Raw genomic sequence first — 21,086 nt, 5'->3', positions numbered from 1 at the left:
CGCCGCAAGGGCGGCGCGCCGACCCGGCCGGTGGCGGCGCACGACCGTAATCCTGAACTGATAGAACCGTACAAAAGAGCCTTGGAGGGCTGAGTGTGATGTCGCGCGAGCGCATGGGGGAAATACTGGAGCGTAGCCGTCTGGCGATCCGGTGGGGAGGGCTTCTCGGCCTCCTGTGCCACCCCATCTATTTTGTCGTGTGGACTTATGTGCTGCCCCAGCCTTACGACAATCTGTTCCTGCGCCTGAGCGCAGCGCTCGTTTGCATCCCATTGATTTTTCAGGCGCGCTGGCCGCAACGCTTCAATCGCTACCTGCTGATTTACTGGCACGCGTGCCTGATCTACGTCTTGCCGTTCGTCTGCACCTTCATCACGATCAGAAACGGCTTCTCCACGATGTGGATGATGACCGAAGTGATGATGATCTTCATCCTCGCGCTGTGCATCGACAGCCCGCTGCTGCTGCTCGCCTGCCTGGGCATTGGCGTGGCCACGGCCTCGGCGGCGGCGGTGCTGTCCGCGCCGTCGCCGGTCGTGCTCTCCGCCGCCTCGCAAGCCGACCTGGCGCTGCTGCCCGTGGTCGTGCTGTGCAGCATGGCCTTCAGCTACGCGGTCAGCAAGGGGCACATCTTCGTCGAGAAGAACCGCGCCTTGCAGGCGCTCGCGAGTTCGATCGTCCACGAGATGCGCAACCCGCTGAGCCAGTTGAAGCAGGTATTCGAAGGCATCGAGGCCGCGTTGCCTTCCACCAGCGCCGCGCACCGTTCGACGATGCTGTCGGCTGAAGACGCGGCGTCGCTCCATCGCCATCTCGCGCAGGGCAAGCTGTCGATCGAACGCGGTCTGCGCGTGATCGCCATGACGCTCGACGAAGTGGGCTCCAAGGCGATCCGTCCCGAACGCCTCGCGTATCTGGGTGCAGCCGCCACCACGCGCAAGGCGCTGGACGAGTACGGTTTCGCCGACGACACCGAGCGCAGCAAGGCTCGCCTGATCGTGCGCGAGGACTTCACGTTCCGCGTCGATGAAACCGTTTATCTCTTCACGCTGTTCAATCTCATCAAGAACGCGTTGCATCACATGGCCGCGTATCCGTCGGCCACGCTCACGCTGACGATCGAGCGCCACGCGGTGAGCGTGCGCGATACCGGCGCGGGCGTGCCGCCCGAAGTGCTGCCGCATCTGTTCAACCCGTTTCGCACGGCAGGCAGCACGGGGGCGACGGGGCTTGGCCTCGCGTATTGCCAGCGCGCGATGGAGGCGTTCGGCGGCAGCATCGAATGCCGTTCGGAGCCGGGCCAGTTCACCGAATTCACGCTGCGCTTTCCGGCCGTGCCCGAGCGCGAAGTCGCCGAATACGAGCGCGAGATTCTCGACCGTGCAATGCCGGTGTTCGCGGGCAAGCGCATCCTGATCGTCGACGACGACGAGCATCACCGCACCCGCACGCGGCGCGTGCTCGCGGGCCTGGGCGCAGTGGTGAGCGAGGCTGGCAACGGCCAGACCGCGCTCGCGATGCTGGGCGACAGCGAGGCCGAGCCTTCGGATCTCGTGCTGCTCGACGTGAACATGCCGGTGCTCGACGGCTACGCAGTCGCCGAAAAGATCCGCGCGAATCACGCGCATCCGAACCAGGGCGTGCCCATCGCGGGCTATACGGTGGAAGAAGGCAACGTCGCCCAGGTGCGCGCGCGGCGTGCGGGCATGGACATCGTGATCGGCAAGTCGGGCGGGGCGATGGGGCTCATCGTCGCGCTGGAAACGCTGTTCGCGAGCGGCAAGCGCCGCCGCGCCTACGGCGGCTTCGACGGGCTGCTGGGCAAGGCCATCCTCGTCGCCGACGACGACGTCTTCAGCCGCCAGGTCGCGAAGGCGGTGCTCGAACGCGGCGGCGCGCGCGTGATGGAAGCGGGCCACGGCCATGCGGTGCTGGCCTGCGTGCAATCGGACATGGCGATCGACGCCATCGTGATCGACATGAACATGCCGGGCATGGGCGGCGTCGAAGCGACGGCGTCGATCCGCGCGCGCGGCGACCGCTATGCGCTGACGCCGATCATCGCGCTCACCTCGCAATCGGACATGGAAGCGGTGCGCGAATGCATCGCGGTGGGCATGAACGACGTGCTCGTGAAGCCGGTACAGGCCGCCACGCTCTACGCCTCGTTGATGACGCACCTCGCGCGCGTGCACACGCCCACGCATCGCACGGCGAACGCCGACGATGCAGCCACTGGCGACGGCCAGCCAGCCGACGAAAACGCGCTGCTCGACGAGCGCCATCTGGACGAACTGGTTGGGCTCGATATGCTCGACCAGACCTTCCTGGACGGCATTGCGCAACTGCGCGCACTCATGGGCGAAATCGCGAACGGCGCGCGCTTGCAGGACATCGAGGCCACGCACGAGGCGCTGCACCGGCTGCTGGGCGTGAGCGGCAATATTGGTGCGAAGGCGCTGCATACGTACGGGCGGCGCATCTATCCGCCGATGGTCGAGGGGCGCTGGCCGCTGGAGCCGGAGTGGGTCGAGCGCCTAGGCGCGCTCGGCGCGCGCTCTGCTGAGGCGCTTGAAGGGTACTTCGCCTCGGTCGCGGCGCTGCGGCCGCAGTTGATGCGCTGATTACCTGCTGATTACCTGCTGATCGCGCGGTGACCATGAAATGGTTGCGCGCGAAACGATCTCGCGCGCAAACCATCACTCAATCCGACAACCTCAGGCCGGGCTGCCCGTCACCTCGTGCGGATTGCCTGACCACGCCACGGCCGCGGCACGGCTCGTCGACGTGTCGCCCAGTTTCTGGCTCAGCCACCAGCCATAGGCCACTTCCACGTTCTCCTGCAAGGCCAGCAGGTTGGTGAGCTGATCGGTAAAGATCTGGCCGATGCGGCCCACCAGGTTCATTTCCTGTTCCACCAGCTTGGTCATGGTGTTGGCGCCGCGCAGTTGCGCGCGCTGGCGGCCCCATTCAACCCAGTTCTCCAGCGTCGCGCCCTGTTGCTTGAGAAAGCGCTCATAGGCGGCGCGCTGCATGTCCAGCAGCTCGCCTGCGTAGAGATAAAGCTGGCCCGACGCCCACAGCTTGGTCGTGTCCGCGCCATTGATGGCGGCGCGCTGCGCCCAGCCTTGCATCAGCACATGCGCGCGGGCGAAGTCGCTGATGGTGGCCGCGTGCGCGGCCGGCGCGGTCTGCGCCAGGTCGAGTGCCGCCGGCAGGAACGCGGCCGACTCGGTGATCATCTGGTTCATGGAAGGCTCACATCGAAAGAGGGGGAATGAACGACGCCGTGCTCAACCGCCAAGCTGGGTCAACATGCGATGGATCGCACGAATCTGGATCGCGTCGCGCGAGTAGTAATCGGGCGCCTGCGGATCGGGGCTCGTATAGCCCCACCAGTCCCAGCAGCCATCGGGGTTCTGCACTGAGCCGTCCGAGCCCGTGGCCTGCGGGTAGAGCACGATGATGTCGTTGCTGTCGGCGATTTCGTTGTAGCCCGTGGTAGTGATATAGCGATTGCCGTAACTCACCTGGTTGAGCACGTCTTCGCGGCCATTGACGAAATTCACGAAGCCATAGCCCTGCTTGCAGCCGTGCAGCACGATATGCACGCGCGCGGGTTTGCCGTCGAGTTCGACGGCGCGCGGCAGGTACGCATAGCCAAATTCGCTCATGCTCGCCCGCGCCTCGTTACCGAAGAACTCGCGCTGGTCGAAGCGCACGATGCGCCCGGTAGGGCGCTCGGACGGATCCGCGAGACCGTCGTAGAGATGGCGCAGGATCTTGTGCGAAAGCATGCCGTCGCCGCGATTGATATAGGGCGGCTGATTGAGCGCCAGCATCGAATCTTCGGGATTGTCGGTGACGATGCAATGGCCCGCCGCCACCGTGTCGTCGAACGTGAGCGTATTCACGCCCAACTGGCGATAGAACAATTCCGTGCACTTCACGACCGTTGAGTGCACAACCGAATCTTGCGTGCCAGAAAACAGAAACACGCGATCGTCCTTGAGGTTCGCAACCGGATCGATCTTGCCCGCTTGCGCGGTGCTGCGCGCGAGGTCGGCCAGACGGTTTGCGTCCGGGCCCGCGGCGGCCGTGAGCGGGCTCATGCAGATGTATTCGGCGCTCTGCACGTAGGCGTCTTCGGCGAGCGGCGCTGCGCCGCGAAACGATTCGGCGCAGCGGAACGGGCCGCCTGCGATCACGCCCACGCCGCTGAAACTCGCCGAATGGGCGAGGTGCAGTTGCACCGTCATGAACGCGCCCGACGACAATCCGGAAATAGAGCTTTGACCTTTCATAACCGCATAACGGCCCAATTTTTCGACCTTGGGCGAAATACTGAATTGCATGATGCTGACTCCCCCGTATCAATGGCATTCCGGCTCGATGGCCGGTGTGCCGGCTGGCTGCGAAGAGGCTTGTGCGCGTGCGCCGCTGCCTCGCGAATGCCCTAGTGGTATAGGCGAGCTTGTGCAACGCAGCAAGGGGAAAATGCGAGAGCCGCGTGGCAGCGTCATCGCGCCAGTCAGCATGCATATCGGGTCTATGAAAGCGTGATGTCTTTTATGCAGTGCGGCATAAATCGTGCGAAAAATCATTTCGCATCGCTATGCATTGATATTCAATTGCGATTAATTCATGCACTAGCGCAGTGCCTTGAACTCGATATCCGGCCAACGGAGCCTGGGCAGGTGGCTTTGCAAAAACGCTTGCAGCATCTCGACCTGCGCCGCTTTGTCGGAGTCTTCGGGCCTGATGAGGTAATAGGCGTCGCCGCTGGCCACGGCGGTCTTGAACGGCAGGACGAGCTGGCGCGCTGCAATCGCGCCGGCGCTGAGCGCGAGGTCGCCGATTGAAACACCGTGTCCGGCGGCGGCCGCAGCCATGCCCTGTTCGAGCATGTCGAACACCTGGCCGCGGGTGATATCGACGTTCGCGTCGTGGCCGCTTGCTTTAAGCCAGCGTCGCCAGTCGCGGCGATCCGGCGAAGGATGAATCAGCTCGCATGCGCCGAGATTGGCCCGCGCCGCTGGTGCGAGCGCGCGCGAGCAAATCGGCACCAGCCATTCGTCGAAAAGCTTCACGTTATGCGTCTGTTCGCCGAACCGGCCGCCGCCCAGCAGGATCGCGCAATCGTAGGGCTCGCTGACGAAATCGACGGTATCGACATCCATCCAGACGCTCGCGATCTGCACCTCGAATGCGGGTTGCGTCTTGCGAAACGCCGCGAGTGCATCGAGCAACCAGCGCATCGTGAGCGTCGAGGGCGCCTTGAGACGCAGGACGTCGTCACGCGTACGAAAGAGCGTGCAGGCTTCCTCGATCTGGCGAAAGCCGCGTCTTAGCCCCGCGGCGAATATCTGCCCCTGCGCCGTGACCGTCAGCTTCGGGCCCTGGCGGACAAACAGCTTGCGGCCGAAATACGCTTCGAGCGTTTTCACATGCTTGCTCACGGCACTTTGCGTGAGGCTCAGTTCCTCTGCGGCGAGCGTGAACGAGCCGGTTCGCGCAGCGCTCTCGAACGCGCGCAGGGCATAAACGGGGGGTAGGGTCTGGGTCTTCAAGGCGGCCATCCACATGAGTAAAAGTCATGCATTCGCACAGTATTTTCCGTTTTTATCGGCGATGCCGTGCGGCAATACTATAGCTTCAAGCGCCGTATTCCCTGGCAAGACCCGCAGGGCCAATGGATCAGGCCTGCATTCATCTCAACTTTTTCTCATGAACCTCCATTCCACGCTGCTGCTCGCCTATTTCGCGGCGATCGTCCTGCTTATCGCCACGCCTGGGCCGGTTGTGATGCTCGTCGTCGGCACCGCGGCGCGGCGAGGCGTCTCGCAGGGCGTCCTGACCGCTGCGGGCGCGAATGCCGCAAGCCTGCTGTTGATCAGCCTGGCCACGCTCATGGTGTTCGGCGTGGTGCTGGTCAGCGAGCGCCTGCTCGCATGGCTCCAGCTTTTGGGTTGCGTCTTTGTTTCCGTGCTGGCGATCCGCACGCTGCATGGCGAATGGCGTGCTGGCGGTGCGTCCGGCTCCGCGCAAGCGCACGCTGGAACTTCGGCGTCGCCACGTTTGCCTGCTGTTTTTCAGGGCTTTTTCGTCGGCATTGCCAATCCCAAGGACATTCTGTTCTTCGTCGCGTTCTTTCCGCAGTTCATCGGCATTACGTCGGATTCGCGCGCGAGCCTGGCCATCCTGGCGGCGCTCTGGATCGTCGTCGATTTCTCGATCCTGAGCGCCTACATCCTGGCGTCGAGACATCCGGTGATTCATCGTCAGCAACGCTGGATTGCGGTGCTGTCAGCAGGATTTCTGCTCGCGCTGGCCATGGCAGGATTCGCCGCCGCCTTGCGCGGCAGCCTGTCCTGATCGTCGCCGATTCAACTGCCCCCAAAAGCTGCCCCTATATTCAGTTTCGTCGCGGTCGATCGCCGCAAAAAAATTTCTCGCGTCAGCCACAATATCCGTGCTGCTGAAACGTCTTCAGACGCATGGAACCGCCACCCACCTCGCACCCGATGACCGACCGAGACAGCGAAATCACCGCGACCGTGGTGCGTGAGCGCACGAGGCTCGTCAATTTCATCCGGCGTCGCATCCGCGACCAGGACGATGCCGAGGACATCCTTCAGGACGTGTTCCACGAATTCGTGCAGGCCTACCGCCTTCCCGCGCCCATCGAGCAGGCGAGCGCGTGGCTGTTCCGTGCCGCGCGCAATCGCATCGTCGATCGCTTTCGCAAGAAAAAGGAGCAGCCGCTCGCGGAGCTGGCCGGAGGCGATGACGAGGACGACGAGGAAGCGCACCGCGACCTGCGGCTCGATCTCGCGCTGCCGGCCCACGACGCCGGCCCTGAGGCGCTCTACGCGCGCAGCCTGTTGCTCAAGGCCCTGCAGGAAGCGCTCGACGAATTGCCGTCGAATCAACGCGAAGTTTTTATCGCACACGAACTGGAAGGGCGCTCGTTCAAGGATCTGGCCGAGCAAAGCGGTGTGCCGCTCAATACGCTGTTGGCGCGCAAACGCTATGCGGTGCTGCATCTGCGTGCGCGGCTACAGCCCATTTATGACGAACTGGATATTTAAAGGAGTCGGCGAATGAAGTTTCGAATCAGATGTGCGGGCAAGGCGCTGCTTGTGATCGTCGCGATCGGCGTATTGGGTTGGGTGGTCATGATGCTGTGGAACTGGGTGATTCCGGCGTTGTTCGTGGGCGCTCGCGCAATCGACTTCGCGCACGCACTGGGTTTGCTGGTGTTGAGCCGGATTCTCTTCGGTGGATTTCGCGGCCATGGCGGCGGGCGCTACCGGCGCCACTGGCGCAAGTGGGAAGCGATGACGCCTGAGGAAAGGGAGCAATTCCAGGCCGCATGGCGGGCGGGCCGCGCACGGCGCAACGGAGACGAAGCATGAGCGCGCCATCGCCTGTCGAGTGCAAGCAGCAGCCGGGCGTGATCGTGCCCGTCGTCGACCTGAAACGCTGCGAAGGCAAGGGCGACTGCCTGGAGGTCTGCCCGGAGAACGTGTTCGAGATCCGCCGTATCGACGAAGCGGATTACCGTGGCCTGGGTTGGGGGCATCGCATGAAGCTGCGCGTGCACGGGATGAAGGTTGCGTACACACCGAATTCGCAAGCCTGCCGCTCGTGCGGCCTTTGCGTGACGGCGTGCCCTGAACGGGCGATCAAGCTCGCCAGAACGGCGTAGAGCATGACGGGTTGTTCGCGGCGTCAGGGCCTTCTCGCTGTATGGTCTGGCTTCTGGTAAATGAGAATCATTGCTAATATGACGGCATTGTGCGGCGCGGATGTCCGCGAGGATGGCTCGAAATGACGGCAACGGATTGGAACGGGTTGAACCTGGGCGATGAGCACGGCACGGTGGTTCGCGAACTGGGGCGGGCGCAGCGGCGCGCGTCGGCGGTGATCGCGGCCCAGGCGAAGAAGGTCGCCGCACTGGAGGCTCAGGCGATGCGGTTGCGTGCGGCGGTGATGATCCGCGAGACCGCGCTTGCGTGGGCAAAGGAAGAACTGGCCGAGGTCAAGACGTCGATCGAAGGGCTGCCCAAGCGGCTCGCGCTCGCGCAGCAGGTACGGGCGCTGGAGGCCAGGGTTCGGGTCTTGATGCGCGGCGAGCCCAAGGTCGCGGCAGGCGCGCAACGTCAGGCGACCATGGCGCGGGACGTCGCAACGCCTTCCACCGCGCGCGGCAAGGTCGTCATGTGGATCAGCCCGGATCGCCAGCAGAACGGCGCGAGCGAGCGTGCGCTTGCGGCCAGCGGCGTGCGGCTGGTGCGCTCGAACGCCGCCGATGCCGGGCAGCTCCAGGCAGGGCTGGCGGACGCCGATCTCGTGATCTGCCAGGCGGGCTGCGTGAGCCACGGCGACTGGTGGCGCGTGCAGGACTACTGCTCGCGAACTGGCAAGCAATGCGTGCTGGTCGAGCAACCCGACGCGCTCGATCGCGTGATCGCGTCGCGCGCCAGGGTGTCGGTCGACGCCGAAGAATAGCCTGTTACCAGGCCCCGAAACCCGGCAACGCGACGCCAAGGGTTTCGATCAGCAGCACGGCGTTCAAGACCAGAATGAGGACGGTCGCGGCGATCGCGGCCACATCGGTGAGCGGCCCGTTTGCGAATTCGCCCATGATGTCGCGGCGTCGCGTGAAGCGCACGAGGGCCACCATCGGCACCGGCAGCGCGAACGACAGCACCACCTGGCTGACGACCAGCGCCTGAGTGGCATTGACGCCTGCGGCGACGACGACGAACGCAGGCGCCATCGTGACGAGCCTGCGCAGCCAGACCGGCATGCGCAAGCCCACGAAGCCCTGCATGATCATCTGCCCGGCCATCGTGCCGACGACCGAACTGGACACGCCGGAGCAGAGCAGCGAAACCAGAAAGAGCGATGCCGCGCCCGCGCCGAGCAGCGGCGTGAGCGTTTGATACGCAGTGCTGATTTCAGCGACCTCCCGGTGGTCGGCGTGAAAGGCGGCGCTGGCCATGATGACCATCGCCATGTTCACCATCCCGGCGATGGACAGCGCAACGATCACTTCCAGGTTGGAAAAACGGATCAGCATGCGCCGCTCGCGGGCCGTGCTGCTGGCGACGCGGCTTTGCGCGAGCCCAGAGTGCAGGTAGATCGCGTGCGGCATCACGGTCGCGCCGACGATGCCGGCCGCAAGCATCAATGCGCCGCCGCCTGGCAGCGACGGCACGATTGCATGCCGGGCCACCTGGCTCCACGCGACCGGCGCGATGAACATTTCCGCGAGATAACACAGGCCGATCATGGCAACGAGCGCGCCGATCACGATTTCCATGGGCCGGAAGCCTTTGTTCTCGAAGAGCAGGATGGCATAGGTGACGGCCGCCGTGATCCCCATGCCCGCGAGCAAGGGCAGCTTGCAGAGCAGCGCGAGCGCAATCGCGCCGCCCAGGAACTCGGCGAGATCGGTCGCCATGGCCGCGACTTCGCTCACGGCCCACATCGCATAGACGGCGGGCCGCGAGTAGTGCTCACGGCACAGTTCGGCGAGGTTGCGCCCGGTGACGATACCAAGCCTGGCGGACAGCGCCTGGAGCAGCATCGCGACGCCGTTGGCCGCGAGCACGACCCACAGCAGCGAGTAGCCGAACCCCGCGCCCGCCTGGATGTTGGTCGCAAAGTTGCCGGGATCCATGTACGCAATCGACGCGATCACGGCAGGGCCCACGAACAGCAGCAGCGAACGCGGCCCGCGCGGGCCGCCGGCCAGCACTTCGCGGATCGCCGTGGTTGCGCGGCCGGAGAGCGTGGCCGTGTCTGTCACCGAGTTCATCGAACCTCCCGCGCAACGCGACGCGTCAGGCGCGCAGTATTTGTTTCGTCATCCTGATCGTAGTTCGTGACCGGATGGCTCATGGCGCGTGCAACGTTATGCGCGTGCGGCGGCGTAGCGGCGCGCGACTTCCTGCCAGTTGACGACGTTATAGAAGGCGCCGATATAGTCGGGCCGCCGGTTCTGGTACTTCAGGTAATAGGCGTGCTCCCAGACATCGAGGCCAAGAACCGGCGTGTTGCCCGACATCAGCCCGGCCATCAGCGGGCTGTCCTGGTTGCCGCTGCTTTCCACCACGAGCTTGCCTTCGCGATCCACGCTCAGCCATGCCCAGCCGCTGCCGAAGCGCGTCAGCGCCGCCTTGGTGAAGGCCTCCTTGAAGGCTTCGAAGCCGCCAAGATCCGCGTCGATTGCGGCCCTGAGCGCGCCATCCGGCTCGCCGCCGCCGTGCGGCGACATCACGGCCCAGAACAGGCTGTGATTGGCGTGGCCGCCGCCGTTGTTGCGCACGGCAAGGCGCAGCCCCTCGGGCAGCGATTCGATGCGGGCGATCAGGGTTTCGACCGGCAGATCCTGAAACTCAGTGCCTTCCAGCGCGGCATTGAGGTTGTTGACGTAGGTTTGATGGTGTTTCGAGTGATGAATTTCCATCGTGCGGGTATCGATGTGCGGTTCGAGCGCATCGACCGCATAGGGCAAATCGGGCAAAACGTAGGGCATGAAAGGCTCCTTGCAGGCTGGATGATGGTTTGCAGTGCAGATCGTTTGGCGGGTGGGTCAGTGCCGTGTCGGGCCGTCGACGTTGAGCGCCAGGCAGCCCATGCGCAGGACACGGGTGACGAGGGGATGCGGCCCGTGGTGGGCCACATGCGCGATCAGGGCGAGATGCGTTTCGCGGCTATGGCGCAGCGCGGCCTCGCGCTGCGAGGCGGTGCGGCCGGCGTCGAGGATCAGCGCGATGAGCGATTCGTGCGCGCGGCACAGGTAGGTGGCGGCCGTATCCGTATCGCCGTGCTCGACGTGCAGATCGGCGAGGTTGTGGCACGAGACGACCAGAGCGGCCACGCAATCGTCGGCGCGGCCCGGCGGCGGCGCGACGAACAACTGGCGCGCGATCGACAAGGCCTGCTCGTAGCCGGCGAGCGCCGCATCGGGGCCGGTATCGCGCGCGGTGCTCAGCGCCTGGCGCGTGATGGCTTCCCACTGGGACAAACTCAAGTCTCTGGCGGGCGTGACGCCGGCTGCAGGCGTGGCAGGGTGGTGCATGATCGAGCCTCCTGTTTGCGCCCTTTACGCGGACAAGGTGTCCACGTCATCTGGCTTTGTAAATGATAACCATTATCATTTGATGTGGCCAGAATACCCGGGATGGCAGTTGGGGCAAATGTCGGCGTGCGCTGTGGGCGCGCAGTGAGCACGCAGTGAGCACTTCGGGAGCGAGCAGGGAGCGGCAGCGTGGCGCTGCCGTAGCGGTTATTGGCCGCCGGCAGACTGGCCAGCAGGCTCCGCGGTGGCCGCGTCGGCCTCGGGCGTCACGCGCAAGGTGCGCATCGATGACGCCAGCGCCTTGAGACGGCCGAAGCCTTTGCGCAGGGGACTGTCTTTCGGCAGGATCGCCGTGGCGAGCATGATGGCGCCGATCAACACCGTGGCGATGTGATCCAGGTGGCCGAAGCCCGCCAGAATCCCGCCTGCGCCGATGGCCGCCGCACAGGCCGAAAGCGCGTCGATTCTGGCGTGCCACGCACCGGCGCTCAGCACGCTGGCGGCGTGCGAGTCGGTGTCCGCGACCTTCTCGGCGGTTGCATTGAGGCGACGTGCGGTGTACTCGCGGATCGCGATGACGGGCAGCGCCGCAAGCAGCACCCAGCTTGGCGTCGCGCCGCCCGTGGTGGCGCTCGCGCTCGCATCCTGATCGGAGATGGCGCCAAACCCCTGCATCAGCAGCGCAACGCCCGCGAGCGCCGAGAGCGTCATGCACAGCGTCGCCGGGGCCCATGCGCTGACGGCGCGTGGCGTGCCGCGCAGACGCCTTGCGCCGATAAAGAGCGAAGCGAAGAGCAGCGCGTCGACGAGCAGATCCACGAACGTATGGACGCCGTCGGCGATAAGAGCCTGCGAGTCCGCACACCATCCGATCGTGAGTTGCAGTGCGAGCAGCGACGCGCTCGCGAGCGCGCTGAGACGGGCGGCGCGCACAGACGCCTGGTCACACTCCGGGCTGACGGATTGCATGCGAAGCTTTGGGCCGTGAATTTTTGAGCTCACAGCCTACAAGGCGTGGATTGCGGGTTTATGACGGCGCAACGCAAACATCAGTGAAAAATTCGCGTTGCCAAGGCGTGGGCGCAACCGTTCGCGACTTTCCCTGGACTTTCCTTATACTCGCTGCCGTGCGGGCGACAATATTCAAGTCGCCGCCGCCCATCGATTTATACCCAGGTATGAGTGCGATATACAAAAGCATCAAATTGCCCACGCACTCGTAGAATGCCGTGCAACGGCGCTTCCGTTTAAGCTTTTATCCAATTGAAATAAGAACCGCAGGATAAAAGCCGTTCCGTTTTAAAAATGGGACTCACGTGAAATTCACGTTCATTCGGAACAGGGGAGTTAGCCGTGGTGAGGTCGGATTCGCGCAGGTCGTCGTACGCGGGAGCCACGCTCGACAAGGGCGCGCCCGGCACGTGTGAAAACCCGTGGGCGCATATGGTGCGCGGCCTGCTTGCGTCGCCGGCGTCCCGGATGAGCGCGCCCCATTGTCCGCCGCGCGACCCCCGCGCGCGCGACGACGACGCCTTCAGGCGATGCACCGTCAAAGTGGAGGAGCGTTTGCCCAACGCGGCCTTTGCCTTGTCGTGGAGCGACCCTACGTGTTGCAGCTATCGCGAACAGGTCTGGAAACGTGCGACCGCGCGGCGCGCAGGCGTGTGCATGCTATCGGGCGAACCCATTAAACGCGGCGACGCGGTGTTCCGGCCGCAGGCCCGCCGCTTCAAGGTGCCTTTGAATTCCGGCGCGATGATTCTTGCCGTGTCGCTCGAAACGTGGGGCGGCAGCGTGGCCGATTGCGAATAGCAATCCACGGGTGAAACGCGGGTGATGCGTGAGTGATGCGTGAGTGATGCGCCCGAGCCAGATCCGCCGTGACAAGCCATTCGCGCGGCGCGTGTGAAACTCATTATTTGGGATTTCCGGCATTCGGTGATAATGTCGTGCAATTCGGCGCGACAAGCCGTGTCAATTCGCCTATGCTCCAGCAGAGCAGTGGTATTCTCAACGGTTCTCATTCGCCCAGCGTTATCAGCGTAGAAATAATTGTAGATGCTAAACACTGATACGGCCCGGTCAGCCCACTCTGGTGCCCATAGCATCGCGGGCGTCGTCTATGTCGTGGACGACGACGAGTCGGTGCGCAGCGCTCTCGTGAGCCTGCTGCACTCGATCGACCTGGAAGCCGAAGCTTTTCATTCAGCCGAAGATTTTCTCGCGGCGCCTAAAGGACAAGGGCCTGCGTGTCTCGTGCTGGACGTGCGCCTGCGCGGTCAAAGCGGGCTGGCGCTGCAAAAGTCGCTGTTGACGATGGATCGTGCACCCATGCCTGTGATCTTCATGACAGGCTATGGTGACATTGCAATGACAGTCGAAGCCATGAAGGCCGGTGCGATCGATTTCCTGACCAAGCCGTTTCGCGACCAGGACATGATCGATGCCGTGGTCGCCGCGTTGCAGCGCGACGCGCAGCGCCTTGAAGCGAACAGCTCGCTCATCGAAATGCGCGAGCGCTGGAATGCGCTGACGCCGCGCGAACGCGAGGTATTGTCCAACGTTGCCGCGGGCCTGATGAACAAGCAGATCGCCGCCCGCATGTGCATTGCGGAAGTCACGGTCAAGATTCACCGCGGGCAGGCCATGCGCAAGATGAACGTGCGCACCGTCGCTGACCTGGTGCGCAACATCGTTGCACTCGGCATCGACCACAGCGCGCGTTAGCGGCGCGCCATTGTTTTTCGGCCGCTATTTTTTGGGCTGAAAATTCGATGCGTATGCAACCAGATGGCGGCGGTTGACAAAATCTCGTGCTATTGCGACGGGTGTTTGTGCATGGGATAATTCCCGCATTCCACGGTTAAATCGACTCATTCACCTGAATGCGAAATTCAGCGAATGCCTTTAACTCCGTTTCCAGCTCTCAAATATCAGAACAATGATGGGATTGGCAATTGATCTCGGCGTCATGCTGGACGGGCTATTCAGCATTGCCTGGACTGCGCATCCCGACGGTCGTGTCGATTTTGTGAACCGGAAATGGTCGGAATATACGGGCCTCGACATCAAGGCGTCATCGGGCGCGCAGTGGCAGGGCGCAGTGAGCCGCGACGAACTGCCGGCGCTGCTCGACCAACTGGCCGCCATTCTGGCGTCAGGACAAGCGGGTGAAACAGCGGTGCGCCTGCGTCGCGCGGACGGCCAGTTGCGCTGGTTCGCCCTGAGAATCAGCCCCGTTCACGATACCGAAGGCAAGATCGTCCGCTGGTGCACCATCGGCGACGACATTGACGACTCGCGGCAGGCCCAGGACGCGCTGAAACGCCGCGAGATCGACCTGCAATTGATCGTGGAAAGCATTCCCGTTCCCGTCACCGTCACGTCGCCCACGGGCGAGGTCGAAGGGCTGAACCGGCTGACGCTCGACTATTTCGGCAAATCGTTCGACGAACTCAAGGCATGGCGCGGCGACGAAGTCGTGCACCCCGACGACCTCAAGGCCGCGGTAGACGGACTGGAATATTCGCTTGCCCACGGCACCACTTATAACGTGGAAAGCCGCCATCGGCGCGCCGACGGTGCTTATCGCTGGACTAACGTGCGCGGCTTTCCGCTGCGCGACATCGATGGCAGGATCCTGCGCTGGATCCTGCTTTCAATCGATATCGAAGATAGAAAGCGCGCGGAAATCACGCTGGCGGAAAGCGAGCGTCATCTCAACGAAACCATCAGCGCGTTGCCCGCTTTGATCTGGTCGGCGCGCCCGGACGGCACCGGCGAGTTTTATAACCGCTATTACCTCGAATATCTCGGGCGCACGCTGGAGCAGGTGCGCGACCACGAGTGGACAAAAGCCGTCCATCCCGACGATCTTCCCGGCCTGATGAGCGCGTGGGTCGCCATCATGGCCAGCCGCATGCCGGGCGCTGCCGAAGCGCGCATGCAGCGTTACGACGGCCAATATCGATGGTTCCTGTTTCGCACGAGTCCTTTGCGCGACCAGGACGGCAACGTCATCAAGTGGTTCGGCATCAATATCGATATCGACGACCGCAAGCGCGCGGAAGAAGAATTGCGCCGTAGCGAAGCGTTTCTCGCCGAAGGCCAGGCATTGGCGAGAATGGGCAATTTTTCGTGGCACGCCGATACGAACGAGATCGCGTGGTCGGAGCAGCTCCATCACATCTTCGGTATCGAGCCGGACGCGACAGTGACGTTGGAGCGGATCGCTGCGCACTGCCATCCCGAAGATGTGCGCATCATTGCCCAGTTCGTCGAACAGGGGCAGCGCGGCGACAGCGACATTGAATGCCAGCATCGCATTGTCATGCCCGACCAGTCGATCAAGCACCTGCACGTGATTGCGCATCGCGCGACCGATCAGCCGGGACGCCATGAATATATCGGCACGGCGCTCGATATCAGCCAGCGCCGCTCGTCGGAAGAGGCGCTCGACAAGGCGCGCTCGGAGCTTTTGCATGTGTCGAGAGTGATGAGCCTGGGCGCATTGACGGCATCGATTGCCCACGAGGTCAACCAGCCGCTCGCGGGCATTGTGACCAATGCGAGCACCTGCCTGCGTCTGCTGGCGGCCGCGCCGCCCAATATCGAAGGCGCGCAGGAAACCGCTCGCCGCACGATCCGCGACGGCCACCGCGCCGCCGACGTCATCGCGCGCCTGCGTGCGCTGTTCAGCAAGCGCAGCGCCATGATCGAAGCGGTCGACCTGGGCCATACCGCACGCGAAGTCATCGCCTTGATGCAGAACGACCTCGACCGCGCGCGCGTCATTGTGCGCACGGAATTCGCCGATCCTGTTCCGCTCGCGGGCTGTGACCGCGTGCAGGTGCAACAGGTCATCATGAACCTGCTGCGCAATGCGGCGGACGCCATGAGCGACGTGAACGAAGGCCCGCGCGTCATGTGGGTCAGAACCGAGGCCGAACCCCATGGCATGGTTCGGTTGACGGTGCGGGATTCGGGCATGGGCTTCGATCCCGGCGACACGGAACGCATGTTCGATGCGTTCTACACGACCAAGGAAGACGGCATGGGCGTGGGTCTCGCCATCAGCCGTTCCATCATTGAAAGTCAAAGCGGATGTCTATGGGCTGAGTTGCCCACGGATGGGCCCGGCGCAATCTTCGCATTTTCCATTCCCGTCTACGCGGTCTGATTCTCTCCGTTATTGCGGCGGCCAGATGCGCCTATGCGCCAGCGCGCGGGTGCGTATACATACCTCTGTATGGTGGACGCGCCCGATGGAATCGGGCATCGTAAGGCGTTTGATCCAGGGTCAAACGGCGCGCTCATGCTGATGGCGCCGCCTGTCTCAGGCAGTCTCCGCGGGGCAAAGATGCTGGTAACGTTGGTCGATGATGACGAGGCAGTGCGGGAGTCGCTTCCCGATCTGGTGAGCGTGTTCGGATATGCGGTGACCGTGTTCCCGTCTGCGGAGGCGTTCCTCGCGTCCGGCTCCCTGGAACCCACCGATTGCCTGATTCTCGACCTCAACATGCCGGGCATGGGCGGGCTGGGGCTGTTTCGCGAACTCAAGCGCAGCGGCCGCAACGTGCCGGTCATCTTCATCACTGCGCACCAGGACGAGGCACTGCGCGAGCGCCTGCTCAAGCAGGGCGCAATTGACTGTCTATACAAGCCCTTTAGCGATACCGCGTTGCTCGCGGCGCTCAAGACTGCACTGGGCGAAAGCTGAAAGTCCTTTCATCTTTGTACATCCGGATGGCTGGCGCCTATACCTGCGTATAGGCAATCCAACCAATCGCCGTATGGCGCGTGCCCCACCCGTGGTGCTAACCTGACGGCGGTATTTTCACACGTCCGATTCAAATAAAGTGTTTGAATCGACGTGGATATTATTATGGATTGCGAATTAATAAAACATGGATATTCGCAATCTGCCCTGCAGTGCCGCCCCGCAATTCATCAGGAACGTGGATCATGTCAGAACAGGTAAACGAGCGCCGACGGAAGATTCTGGGAACCAGCCTTGCTGGCGTCGCCATGGTGGGCGCAGGGCTGAGCGAGCTCGCCCGCGCACAATCGTCGCTGGCGGGCCCGACTGCCGCCTCAATTGGTGAAATTCGTCAGGTCGAGGCGAATGGCCTGAGTATCGGTTACGTCGATGCCGGGCCGAAGGACGGCCCGGTTGCGATCCTGCTGCACGGCTGGCCCTACGATATCCAGAGTTTCGCCGAGGTCACGCCGATTCTCGTGGCAGCCGGGCACCGCGTACTCGTGCCTTATCTGCGTGGCTACGGCTCGACGCGCCTGCTCTCGGCCGACGCGCCGCGCAACGGGCAACAAGCCGTGGTCGCCGTCGATATCGTCGCGTTCATGGACGCGCTGAAGGTCAAGCAGGCCGTGATCGGCGGCTACGATTGGGGCGCACGCACGGCCGATATCGTGGCCGCGCTGTGGCCCGAACGCTGCAAGGCGCTGGTTTCCGTGAGCGGTTACCTGATCGGCAGCCAGGCCGCCAATGAAAAGCCGCTGCCGCCGCAAGCGGAACTCGCCTGGTGGTATCAGTTCTATTTCTCCACGGCGCGCGGCGAAGCGGGGTACGCGCAGAATCGCCATGATTTCAACAAGCTCATCTGGCGTCTCGCGTCGCCGAAGTGGCAATTCGACGATGCAACCTACGATCGCTCGGCGGCTTCGTTTAACAACCCCGATCACGTCGCCGTGGTGATCCACAACTATCGCTGGCGTCTGGGCCTCGTGCAAGGTGAAGCGAAGTACGACGATCTTGAGAAAAAGCTCGCGCTTGCGCCTGCGATTTCGGTGCCTTCGATCACGCTTGAAGGCGACGCTAACGGGGCGCCGCATCCGCAGCCGGCAGCGTATGCGGGCAAGTTCACGGGCAAGTACCAGCACCGCAATATCGGCGGCGGCATTGGCCATAACTTGCCGCAGGAAGCGCCCAAGGCATTCGCGGACGCCATGCTGCAAGTGCAGCACCTTTAAACCGGAGACGACGACGGATGAAGTTATTTCGCTTTGGCAGCCCGATTATTGCCGCGCTGATGGTGCTCGTAGCGGGCGCGAATCAGGCCGCAGTCGCTGCGGACGCAACGCCTGCCGCATCGCCGATTTATGGCGTGACGATTCCCGAAGGCTACCGCGAATGGCAGATGATCGCGCCTGCGGCGGAAGCCGCGCCGCTCGACGAATTGCGCGTGGTATTGGGCAATCCGGTCGCCATCAAGGCGATTAAAGATGCCACCTTGCCGTTCCCGGACGGCACCATTCTGGTCAAGCTGGCGTACAAGAAAAAGCACTCGGATGACTTCGAACCGGCGACGGTGCCCGGCGCGCCCACCACGGTTCAAATCATGGTGAAGGACTCGCGCAAATACGCGTCGACGGGCGGCTGGGGTTTCGGGCGCTTCATCAACGGTATGCCCGCCGACCTGGCTCAGCATCAGACCTGCTTCGCCTGCCACGCCGCGCGCGTGAAGGATCGCGACTACGTGTTCACGCGTTACGCGCCGTGAATCGTCGCTCCGGGCGTCGGAGTGCCGAACGCCCGGAGCTTCCGGAACAACCGGCGCCTCAACGCGCGCCGGTTTGCACGGGCAGACTTGTCACGCCGCGCAGATTGTTGCGGCGATGCCATTCGAGTGCATCGATATCGACCGGACGTATCTCGGGAAAGCGTGCAAGCAGCGACCGAATGGCGACCTCCATTTCGAGCATGGCAAGCCGTGCGCCCAGGCAATAGTGAATGCCGGCGCCGAACGACAGCGATGTCGCGCCCGTCGTGCGCGCGAAGTCCAGCGTATCGGGCTGCGCGAACATGGCCGGATCGCGATTCGCCGAGCCTACCAGCATGAAAACGACCGAACCGCGCGCGAGCGTCACGCCGGCCACTGTCAGGTCTTCAAATGCCGTACGCACCAGCATCTGCACCGCGCCGTCGTAACGCATACATTCGGCGATGGCACGCGGCAACAGCGTGGGATCCTGCTGCAACGCCGCCATCTGCCGAGGATGGCGAAACAGCGCGATCATCGTGTTACCGATCATATTGGACGTCGTCTCGTGGCCCGCGATAAAGAGCAGGACTGCATTCGACACAATTTCCTCGTCGGTGAGCGTCGAACCCGCGTCCTCCACGCCCAGCATCGCGGAGATCAGGTCGTCGCCTGGTTGTGCGCGCCGCTGCTCCACAATCTCCTGAAAGTAGCGTTCCAGCGTGAGCGCCGCTTCGTCGGCTGCGCGCAGCGCATCGGCATCGAGCGGAGCAAGATCGAATGCGGCGACGAGCTGGCTGGCCGCGCCACCCAATATCGTTGCCTGCGCAACTTGAATGTTGAGCAGCCGGCAGATGATCTGCACCGGCAGCGGATAAGCAAAGTCACTCACGAGGTCGAACCCGGCTTGCGAGCCCACGCGCTCAAGCAATTCCTGCGTCGTCGCTTCGACAATCGACGTCAATTTCTCGATCTGCCGCGCGTTGAATGTCTTCATCAGCAGGGCGCGCAAGCGCGTGTGCGAAGGCGGGTTCATCATCAGCAGCGTGCGGTTCAGCGACTGAAAGACGGGTTGTGCCGTCGCTTGCGCGCCATAGCGGGCGGCAACGCTCTGCAGATAGGTCTTGCCCATGCGCGGGTCGCGCAGCAGGGCGTCCACCACTTCGAAACGCCCGGTCACGAAGGCATTCGGCGCCACCGGCAAAAGCGCCCCTGCCGCGCGAATCTTTTCATACATCGGATAGGGATTGGCGAAGAAAGCGGGCGAGGAGAAATCGGAAAATTGCATAGGAATGGTCGGGGCAATGAGCGTAGTGAGAGCGTAGCGCGCCAGTGGCGCTGCCGTCTCTTCGGGAACACGCGAAGCACGGCTTTTATTCCGTGAAATATTTTTAGAGCGAGCAGGCGAGGACGGCTAGAAACGAAGCTAGTAACACAGCGCCTCGCCGTCGATTTGCACGCTCGCGCCGCGCGTCGGCGGCTCGCGCATGTCGTGATGGACGGTGACCGCCATCGACAGCACATAGCCCTCGTTGCGCAGCGTCTTGATGTAGCGCGCTGCGCGCGCTGTGTCGTTGAGCTTTTGCCGCAGCCGGCTCACGAGCAGATCGATCGAGCGGTCGAACGAATCGGCATTGCGGCCCTGGGTGAGATTGAGCAACTGATCGCGCGTCAAGACCCGTTGCGCATGATCGAGAAACACGCGCAGCAAGCGATATTCGGCACCGCTTAGCGTCACCACCGTGTCGTCGGATTCCAGCAGATGGCGCGCGGTGGTATCGAGCCGCCAGTCGCCGAAACTCAGCACGCATGCGTCTTCCACGGGCTGAAGGGCGGGCGGCAGCATGCGCGTGCGGCGCAGTACCGCCCGGATGCGGGCGAGCAGCTCGCGCGCCTGGAACGGCTTGGCCATGTAGTCGTCGGCGCCCATTTCGAGCCCGATGATCCGGTCGGTGACATCGCCGCGGCCCGACAGCATCACGACGGGCACCATGCGATGGCGGCTTTCGCGCAGCGCGCGATAGAGCGCAAGCCCGTCTTCGCCAGGCAGGATCAGGTCGAGAAGAATCAGGTCGGGCGTGTGCCTGATGAGACTTTCATGCATTTCGCGCCCATTCGACGCGCTCGAAACCTGCATGCCGCTTCGTTCGAGATAAGTCGTGATCAGTTCGCGTATGCCGCGGTCGTCGTCGACAACCAGGATGTGGTCGATTTTTTCCATGATGGTCATAAGCGATGCTGCGGCATATCGATACCGCATGCATCAGGCTAACCCGATTGCGGAATTCGGGCTATTCCATGATGGATTGTGGCAAGCGATGACTAAGGATAGGCGCACCTATACCTTGGTATAAGCGGGCTGGAAAAGACGCAGCAGGCGTCTGCGGAAAATAGTCAGAAAATCGGCGGGGAATAATCTCACTGTTCGTGGCTTACGAAACATTACATTGCGGACACATACTAGATACATAGCCTGTTTTAAATGAGAGCCG

Annotated in this window: 21 protein-coding genes; 12 read left to right on the top strand and 9 right to left on the bottom strand. The window is 63.1% G+C overall.

Annotation, left to right across the window (positions count from 1 at the left end):
- Positions 1–113: 113 nt before the first annotated feature.
- A complete protein-coding gene (locus tag BBA01S_RS05635) occupies positions 114–2,624 on the top strand; it encodes a response regulator (protein ID WP_245641430.1) in 2,511 nt (836 codons plus the stop codon).
- Positions 2,625–2,717: 93 nt separating this feature from the next.
- On the opposite strand, the gene BBA01S_RS40170 is transcribed toward BBA01S_RS05635, so the two are convergent.
- The 3 genes from BBA01S_RS40170 to BBA01S_RS05620 form a co-directional block, all read right to left on the bottom strand.
- A complete protein-coding gene (locus BBA01S_RS40170; protein ID WP_042296047.1) occupies positions 2,718–3,251 on the bottom strand; it encodes a hypothetical protein in 534 nt (177 codons plus the stop codon).
- A 42-nt stretch (positions 3,252–3,293) separates the two neighbouring features.
- A complete protein-coding gene (locus BBA01S_RS05625; protein ID WP_027815577.1) occupies positions 3,294–4,355 on the bottom strand; it encodes an extracellular catalytic domain type 2 short-chain-length polyhydroxyalkanoate depolymerase in 1,062 nt (353 codons plus the stop codon).
- 294 nt (positions 4,356–4,649) lie between these two features.
- Positions 4,650–5,570 carry a LysR substrate-binding domain-containing protein gene (locus BBA01S_RS05620; protein ID WP_027815576.1) on the bottom strand — a complete coding sequence of 307 codons (921 nt, stop codon included), beginning with the start codon at positions 5,568–5,570 and terminating at the stop codon, positions 4,650–4,652.
- 157 nt (positions 5,571–5,727) lie between these two features.
- On the opposite strand from BBA01S_RS05620, the gene BBA01S_RS05615 reads away from it, so the two are divergent.
- From BBA01S_RS05615 to BBA01S_RS40165, 5 genes are all read left to right on the top strand, one after another.
- The gene (locus tag BBA01S_RS05615) at positions 5,728–6,375 is read left to right on the top strand and encodes a LysE family translocator (protein ID WP_027815575.1); all 648 of its coding nucleotides are present in this window, start codon (positions 5,728–5,730) and stop codon (positions 6,373–6,375) included.
- Positions 6,376–6,497: 122 nt separating this feature from the next.
- The gene (locus BBA01S_RS05610) at positions 6,498–7,091 is read left to right on the top strand and encodes an RNA polymerase sigma factor (RefSeq protein ID WP_027815574.1); all 594 of its coding nucleotides are present in this window, start codon (positions 6,498–6,500) and stop codon (positions 7,089–7,091) included.
- 12 nt (positions 7,092–7,103) lie between these two features.
- Positions 7,104–7,418: a hypothetical protein gene (locus BBA01S_RS05605; protein ID WP_027815573.1), complete on the top strand. Its 315-nt coding sequence runs from the start codon at positions 7,104–7,106 to the stop codon at positions 7,416–7,418.
- Positions 7,415–7,711 carry a 4Fe-4S dicluster domain-containing protein gene (locus BBA01S_RS05600; protein WP_027815572.1) on the top strand — a complete coding sequence of 99 codons (297 nt, stop codon included), beginning with the start codon at positions 7,415–7,417 and terminating at the stop codon, positions 7,709–7,711. Before BBA01S_RS05605 ends, BBA01S_RS05600 begins: the two co-directional genes overlap by 4 nt.
- A gap of 122 nt (positions 7,712–7,833) precedes the next feature.
- On the top strand, positions 7,834–8,514 hold the full coding sequence (locus BBA01S_RS40165) for a DUF2325 domain-containing protein (RefSeq protein ID WP_042296043.1): 681 nt from the start codon (positions 7,834–7,836) through the stop codon (positions 8,512–8,514).
- Positions 8,515–8,518: 4 nt separating this feature from the next.
- Here BBA01S_RS40165 and BBA01S_RS05590 read toward each other — a convergent pair whose 3' ends face one another.
- The 4 genes from BBA01S_RS05590 to BBA01S_RS05575 form a co-directional block, all read right to left on the bottom strand.
- A complete protein-coding gene (locus BBA01S_RS05590) occupies positions 8,519–9,829 on the bottom strand; it encodes an Nramp family divalent metal transporter (RefSeq protein WP_027815571.1) in 1,311 nt (436 codons plus the stop codon).
- 96 nt (positions 9,830–9,925) lie between these two features.
- On the bottom strand, positions 9,926–10,549 hold the full coding sequence (locus BBA01S_RS05585) for a superoxide dismutase (RefSeq protein WP_027815570.1): 624 nt from the start codon (positions 10,547–10,549) through the stop codon (positions 9,926–9,928).
- A 57-nt stretch (positions 10,550–10,606) separates the two neighbouring features.
- Positions 10,607–11,095: a DUF2753 family protein gene (locus BBA01S_RS05580; protein ID WP_156965872.1), complete on the bottom strand. Its 489-nt coding sequence runs from the start codon at positions 11,093–11,095 to the stop codon at positions 10,607–10,609.
- A gap of 207 nt (positions 11,096–11,302) precedes the next feature.
- Entirely contained in the window at positions 11,303–12,064 is a 762-nt protein-coding gene (locus BBA01S_RS05575; protein WP_027815568.1) for a cation transporter, read from the bottom strand.
- 384 nt (positions 12,065–12,448) lie between these two features.
- On the opposite strand from BBA01S_RS05575, the gene BBA01S_RS40160 reads away from it, so the two are divergent.
- The 6 genes from BBA01S_RS40160 (at position 12,449) to BBA01S_RS05545 (ending at position 18,615) form a co-directional block, all read left to right on the top strand.
- The gene (locus tag BBA01S_RS40160; RefSeq protein ID WP_245641429.1) at positions 12,449–12,907 is read left to right on the top strand and encodes a DUF3331 domain-containing protein; all 459 of its coding nucleotides are present in this window, start codon (positions 12,449–12,451) and stop codon (positions 12,905–12,907) included.
- 246 nt (positions 12,908–13,153) lie between these two features.
- The gene (locus BBA01S_RS05565; protein ID WP_027815567.1) at positions 13,154–13,822 is read left to right on the top strand and encodes a response regulator transcription factor; all 669 of its coding nucleotides are present in this window, start codon (positions 13,154–13,156) and stop codon (positions 13,820–13,822) included.
- Between the two features lie 217 nt (positions 13,823–14,039).
- Positions 14,040–16,274 carry a PAS domain-containing protein gene (locus tag BBA01S_RS05560; RefSeq protein ID WP_245641428.1) on the top strand — a complete coding sequence of 745 codons (2,235 nt, stop codon included), beginning with the start codon at positions 14,040–14,042 and terminating at the stop codon, positions 16,272–16,274.
- Between the two features lie 180 nt (positions 16,275–16,454).
- Positions 16,455–16,814 (top strand): response regulator transcription factor, encoded by a 360-nt coding sequence (locus BBA01S_RS05555; RefSeq protein WP_027815565.1) that lies wholly within the window; start codon positions 16,455–16,457, stop codon positions 16,812–16,814.
- Between the two features lie 245 nt (positions 16,815–17,059).
- Positions 17,060–18,085 carry an alpha/beta fold hydrolase gene (locus tag BBA01S_RS05550; protein WP_027815564.1) on the top strand — a complete coding sequence of 342 codons (1,026 nt, stop codon included), beginning with the start codon at positions 17,060–17,062 and terminating at the stop codon, positions 18,083–18,085.
- A gap of 17 nt (positions 18,086–18,102) precedes the next feature.
- On the top strand, positions 18,103–18,615 hold the full coding sequence (locus tag BBA01S_RS05545; RefSeq protein ID WP_027815563.1) for a cytochrome P460 family protein: 513 nt from the start codon (positions 18,103–18,105) through the stop codon (positions 18,613–18,615).
- Between the two features lie 58 nt (positions 18,616–18,673).
- Here BBA01S_RS05545 and BBA01S_RS05540 read toward each other — a convergent pair whose 3' ends face one another.
- A complete protein-coding gene (locus BBA01S_RS05540) occupies positions 18,674–19,882 on the bottom strand; it encodes a cytochrome P450 (RefSeq protein ID WP_027815562.1) in 1,209 nt (402 codons plus the stop codon).
- A gap of 138 nt (positions 19,883–20,020) precedes the next feature.
- Positions 20,021–20,815: a response regulator gene (locus tag BBA01S_RS40155; protein WP_042296171.1), complete on the bottom strand. Its 795-nt coding sequence runs from the start codon at positions 20,813–20,815 to the stop codon at positions 20,021–20,023.
- Between the last annotated feature and the right edge of the window lie 271 nt (positions 20,816–21,086).

Source organism: Paraburkholderia bannensis NBRC 103871 (assembly GCF_000685015.1).
Taxonomy (GTDB): domain Bacteria; phylum Pseudomonadota; class Gammaproteobacteria; order Burkholderiales; family Burkholderiaceae; genus Paraburkholderia; species Paraburkholderia bannensis.
This window is presented reverse-complemented; position numbering and strand designations above follow the sequence as displayed.